Annotated in this window: 3 protein-coding genes; all 3 read right to left on the reverse strand. The window is 31.2% G+C overall.

Annotated features, from left to right (window positions below):
* Nucleotides 1-391 precede the first annotated feature (391 nt).
* Nucleotides 392-4,675, reverse strand: coding sequence for a serine protease family protein (locus tag AB840_RS14535; protein WP_048515563.1), 4,284 nt, complete (start codon nt 4,673-4,675; stop codon nt 392-394).
* Between the two features lie 3 nt (nt 4,676-4,678).
* Nucleotides 4,679-5,881, reverse strand: coding sequence for an MBL fold metallo-hydrolase (locus AB840_RS14540; RefSeq protein ID WP_048515564.1), 1,203 nt, complete (start codon nt 5,879-5,881; stop codon nt 4,679-4,681).
* A 41-nt stretch (nt 5,882-5,922) separates the two neighbouring features.
* Nucleotides 5,923-6,161 (reverse strand): hypothetical protein (locus AB840_RS17295; RefSeq protein ID WP_048514969.1); only part of this gene is annotated, 239 nt, incomplete at its 5' end.

Here is a 6,161-nt window from a genome sequence, read left to right on the forward strand (position 1 = left end):
CCGCTTAAACCGTCAGCGAAGTGTTTTCCCAAGTTCACAGGCTCTGCTCAAGGCGTTGTACCTGTCCACTTTCGAAGCTGCCAAGAAATGGACCATGCCGCTTCGGAATTGGGGAAAGGTGAGAGGCGAACTGGTCATCATGTACCCTGACAGATTACTGGCATGATAGTTCTAGCAAAATGACGATTTATTAACTCTTTATTAACTATCATAGAAGACCTTATTTACAGACTTTTCTTCATAGCCCCTATTGAAAACTGCCGTCTGCCAATGATTTGCTGTGATGTGGCCCTATCTGCGTGAACCTGGCCTTGTTTTGCCCACCAAGTTGGCCTCATGCCCGCCGTTTTAGTGGACTCATCTGAGCGAAATATTCACTTAAGTACGATTTTTAGCAATGTGGCTTAAGAATATCAACATAGTAGTGATTTTCGACAATGCTATTTTCTTCATAAACATAACTTTCGCTAAATTCTGCCCTACCTTCAAAGTTTGAATTTCCTGTAATAACTTGCTTTTCTCCTCTCGTCACCCATATTAATGATAGTCCATGTTGGTTAAGATACTTATCTAAAATTTCTTGATTAATAAATAAATCTCCCCCTTTGTTTTTTCCATTAATAAATGCAGATTCTAATTGGCTCAAAAATTGATTTTTACCATCCCAAACCAACTGCAAATCATCAAAAAATTTTCGGCAGGGCAATAAAAGTCGACCTCCAATATCAAACGGAAGAAACGGCGAGTCTTTTTCATTGTTATAATCGTTTACTGTTGGAATTATTTTCACAGGGATTTTATTACTTCCAAAACCACCATGAGCCTCATCATAATAATCTAAAACATTTACATAAGAGGCTGACCATGGATATTCAGCAACCCACCCTTCATAAAAACTAGAGTCTCCATGAGATAACCATTCACTATTGGGGACATCTTCTTTTATCCATTTTTTGATTTCTGCTAAATCCTCATTTTTTACTAGAAAACTATATACATGCATCCAAACTTCTCTCATCGGATATTTTTCTAATACGTTTCCACTGAAAGAAGTGCTAAAATAGCCTTTTAACAATAAGTATTTTTGATTGTTAAACTCTGTTTCCATAACTGTTTTTATTTCATTTTTTATATCATCTTTAGAAAACCAATCCATATATGATAGTTTGTTTGTTCTCCTAAAATCATATTTAAATTCTGTTCCTACGAACTCCCCATCCTCAGTGTATGGTATACAACTTAAATCTATTTTTCTTAAACCATTGCCCTGTTCTTTAGGTATTATTTCCGGTTCATCATCGTATCTATGTCGAGATTTAAATTCATAATTATCAATTATGCTTCCTAAAACTCTATACAATGCAATTTTTTGATATTTTTTACCAATTCTTTCAACACTTCCATCCCTATTCCGAAGAGCCCCATAGGTGTAATCAATATATCCATCCAATTCTTCATGCTTTTTCGAATACCCTATTTCAATTATTTCATTATAAATCATATTCCCTATTTCTTCTTTGCTAAAACCATAATCTCCTACATATTCTGGAATAGTATATATTGCAAAATCACTTTTTGTGCAATTCCAATATAATCGAGGATATCTTTCTTTAATACGCTTTATATAATTACTGCTCATTTTTTTGACCTTCGAGCTTTCATATGGCGGCCTAAATTCATTAATATTATATTCTAAACAACTCTTATATTGAGCAAACTCTCCTATATTTCTCAGATAATCTCTTATCATTACGTTAACAGGAAATTTTTTAGGTTGAACAAAATTCTTATAAATATATTGCGTTACTTCAACAAGTTTTTCCTTATTATTATTTAGGATAAGTGATGCATTAATAGCTCCCCAGATTCGTTCTTGAATATACTCATCATTCACTTTTGAAAAACTATCTATCAAATAAAATATAGTTTCTGGATATATTTTTAAAAGATTTACTAGTCCTTTACTAGCTAAATCTCTTGTATAAATATCATTTAAGCAAGTAAACCAGCCCAAAGCCAATTCCCACATTTTTACAATATCAACATCAACCTTTGCATTCTCAATATATATAGCATTTTTAAGTAACCTATTAATTATTGTATGTTTCTCATGAGCTTTTAACATAACATATCCTAAAAATAAATCTCGATGAACCATTTGCTGCTGTTGCAGTAATCCATGTAAACAATCTGCATTTATAGAAATATTCTTTTTTAAAGAAAGTTCAAGCATTGTCATCAAGGCATCTTTTGCGAATTCTGCTTGATATAATAATATGTTCAACACCTTTTCTTTCACAGTAATATCTATATGTTTTGATTTTCGCCACGCTAATGATTTTAACCAAATTTTCTTTCTTTCCTCTGCTCCTTCTCTAAAAAATGTTTCCAATTCCTTATCGTATTTCTCTTTATAAAGAATTGCTACAATCTCTAGTACACCTCTATAATTTGCTAAGTTTTTGAATAAATTTTCAATTTCTTCTAACACTTCTTCATGATTTCTATCAAAAATATTCTTTGCTATAACATAGTCATAAAAACGTTCAAATGAAAAAGAAATTGTATTATCTATACCGCTACTTTCCTTAAGTATATGTTCAGCGATAAGTTCATCTAATAATTGCTTCGACAAACTACTATCGGTTATACCTTTATTTTGAAGTTCACATGTAATTGATTCTTTAATTTTACTCCAGCTTAATGCATTTGTTTTTTCTCTATACATATTCTTTCCTATTATATCAATGCATCCCAAAATTATATTTTCTCTAGGAGAAATATAATCCGAAAATTTTTTGGAGATTTTTTCATTTTTAACTCTTAAAAATCGCTCTATTAAATCTCCAAATCCATCAATGTCTAAAACTTGTTCGGCTTCTTTTGTATCAACTAATGTTTCACAATATAATTTTAAGAATAGTGGATTTGTATACTCTACCTGCATTTTATCCGCTGATGGTATCTTTAAATCATAATATTTGAAAAACGCCTCAATGGCCTGAGACTCCACACCTACAAATCCGGTATGTTCTATTTGTACAAACTTACTAATAATTTCTTCACTTAATACTTCAGACAAATAAATTGTTCTACATGTGATGATGAGTTTTATATTTTTATATTTTTTTATATCTTCTATCAAGGAGTTTAAATAGCTATTCCAGTAAGTTTTGTCTGTAGTCTCATTCAATGCGTCTATGCATATAATTATCGGGGTTCCCAATCTATCGCCTACTAAATCCAGATAGTACAACAATTCATCAAAATTAACCTCTTTCAATGAAAGCTTCTCCAAAATGGTTTCTTCAGGGGACATATTTTTGAAATATTGCCCAAAAAACAGTAAACTTGGTGTTCCTTCTTGTATATTATGCCAAACTAAATCACACATACTATGAGTTTTCCCTATCCCCCCTTTTCCAGAAAGCAATAGGTTATTTGAAAAATATAGTTTTACTGGATTTGTTCGAAAAGATTCTATTACTTTCTTCAATATAACGATCATTTCTTTTATTGTGTCCAAGTTAGCACAAGGAAATTCACATTGATATGCAGCCATCCATCCACGCCAATTTTGATTATTATAAGTACCAACACCATTTTTAGATTCAAAAATTTCAACTTCTCTTGCAAAAACACACTCTAGTTCTTTAATTAAATCATTTATCACTGTATCTAAATTCTCAAAAAAGCTGGCCGCTTCAAACGAAATACCCTCTTGTACAATTTTACGAAACTGTCCTAATGATTCTCTAATAAATTTTTTCGAGCCTTCTATCGCCATATATGATTCTTGGCTAAATAACATTGCCTTTGTGTAACGCTCTTCTTCAAAACACGCGGCTAATCTTTTAGGATACTCTTCTAGTTTTTCAATTAATGCCTTAAAATTATCTATTATCATTTTTTCTTGGGAAAATATCATTAAATCATTGAGTGTTTTATTTTCAATAGTTAACTCTTTAGTATAGCGTGGACCTGCAATTCTGGTAGCTTCTTCAATATGCGTTTGAAAAAAATTAAAATTGAGTTTCTCTTCTAAACTTATATTTTTTGCAAAAGTAACTTTCTTAAGCTCTTTTTCTTCAGTTGTTTGTACAAATTCAGGAAAGCTTTCTTTTATTCGTTTGAAGGAAATACCATATAACTGTTCACTTGTTTCTTGTTGCAAAACTATCCCTACAATAAATCCATTGATTACTATTGGTGCTCCAGATAAACCTTTATAGCTCTGTAGTTTATCGATCTTATCAACATTTAACACAAAATCTATACTTCTTTCTTCCGCATCCGAAGCTACTGTACCCTTTATTTCTATGCCTTCAACACGTTCTTTAGGATATCCATAAATAGCGTAATTTAAGCCAACAGTAGCGGACGTTGGAATTACTATTTTAGTAAAAGTAGTATCTAACACTTCATCTTCTAGGCAAATAAAAACGCAATCGATATTTTTCTCATAAGCTTGTTTTAGATTTAGCGTCTTTCCCCTAACTGTTTTTCCACGACCAATATCAACGGATACCCATTTTTCGTCCACTTCATCTTGGAGTGGACTTATTAAGTTATGTCTTGCAGTAATAAAGCATTTTGCATCTATCAAAAAACCTGAACCAACAAACACTTCATTATCAGTAATTTTCCCTGTAAATTCAGATATATCAAGTTTCATGTTTTAATACTTCCTCTCAATAATATTAGTTCCAGTTCCAAAAATAGTTTTGTATCTATATTTCTGCTTCCAACTTTCATTTAAAATAAAATTCGCTTGCTTAACTGGATAATTAAACGTCATTATTTTATCAATCACTTTACTTTTTAAAATGATATTAGCAATAACATCCATATCTGGATGCCCAAATTTTTCAGAATTTGACGAAACAATGTATTCTTTTGATTTTATACATTCTATAAAATCATTACTAATATTATAGCAACTCCCATGATGTGGCAATTTTATAAGATCAAATATTACGTCGTTTCCGTATTCTTTTAGTAAGCTTTGAATAATTTTACATTCATTTTCTTCTTTAACCACTGAATCTCCCATAAACAATAGTTTTTTTCCGTATGCTTCTAAGACAAATACAATTGAACTATTATTTACAATTGATGTATCAACTTTTTCTAAATCACTTTTATAATTTTCTAAGCAATCCATTGCAGAAATATCGATTCTATTTTTTTCATAATACCTTTTTATTCTAGAAATCAAAAACTCAAATGAGGAAACCATTTTTGTTTTGTTAGCAATGCTAAATTGAAAGCCTTTTGCTGCTAATTCATTAAGCCATTCTTTTTCTAATTCGCATAAGGTTTCTGGACATGGACTAATAATGTTAATTTTGATATTTTCAGAAACATTTATCACACCTAATCGATTAGTAATTGGCCCTCCTGATGAAACTATGTTTTGATTGTATCTTCCATATTCAATTAGGCTTGAAAAAGCTACTCCTTCAACTGGGCCAACGTCTTCCTTCTTAGCAAATTCATCTTCATAACCTTTTCTATTTATTTCATCTATTATTGTTACATCATCTTTTAACGGTATGTTTTTTGAATCTAAATAAAACCTATTTACAATTTGCTCAAAACCATTAAACCATATATTTTCAACATCTATAAATTTTTTAATGTTATTTTCTCTTAAAAATGCAATTAACCCATTAATATGGTCCGCATCAATATGTGTGCATATCATTAAATCAATTTTTTGATTTTGAGTTGCAATACTTCTCAACTCATTCCTTAAAAATTTTTCATATGTTATTCCTAGTCCACCATCTATTAATACATTGAATGCCCTACCATCATCTTTTACTGATAATAAAAAGCAATCACCATATTGTGCAGGAAGTATTTTAAGATTAATCATTATTGCACTCCTAAAATTATTAATAATTAAATAATTAATGTCTACTGCACAAAAGCCACTTTTTGACACGGCAGCCATTTTAAGGCCCGTTTTACCTTCCACAGTAGTACCTGTAGGTAAAATAAAATTGGCGTACACTGAATAGCCTGGAGTTTTCCCAGGTTCAGTGCCAAAATAGACAGCGCTATCACACTCTGTGTCGTTTCTTTCAGATAGGTTCTGATTTGAGTAAGGCCAAACCGACGTTTCGCTAAACTGAAAGCTCGTTCTACTTCCACGC

This window comes from Megasphaera cerevisiae DSM 20462 (genome assembly GCF_001045675.1).
In the GTDB taxonomy this organism is placed as follows: Bacteria; Bacillota; Negativicutes; order Veillonellales; family Megasphaeraceae; genus Megasphaera; species Megasphaera cerevisiae.

Coding starts and splice junctions, on each gene's coding strand:
- AB840_RS14540 (WP_048515564.1), bottom strand. CDS start 5,881: ATGATTAATCTTAAAATACTTCCTGCACAATATGGTGATTGCTTTTTA.
- AB840_RS14535 (WP_048515563.1), bottom strand. CDS start 4,675: ATGAAACTTGATATATCTGAATTTACAGGGAAAATTACTGATAATGAA.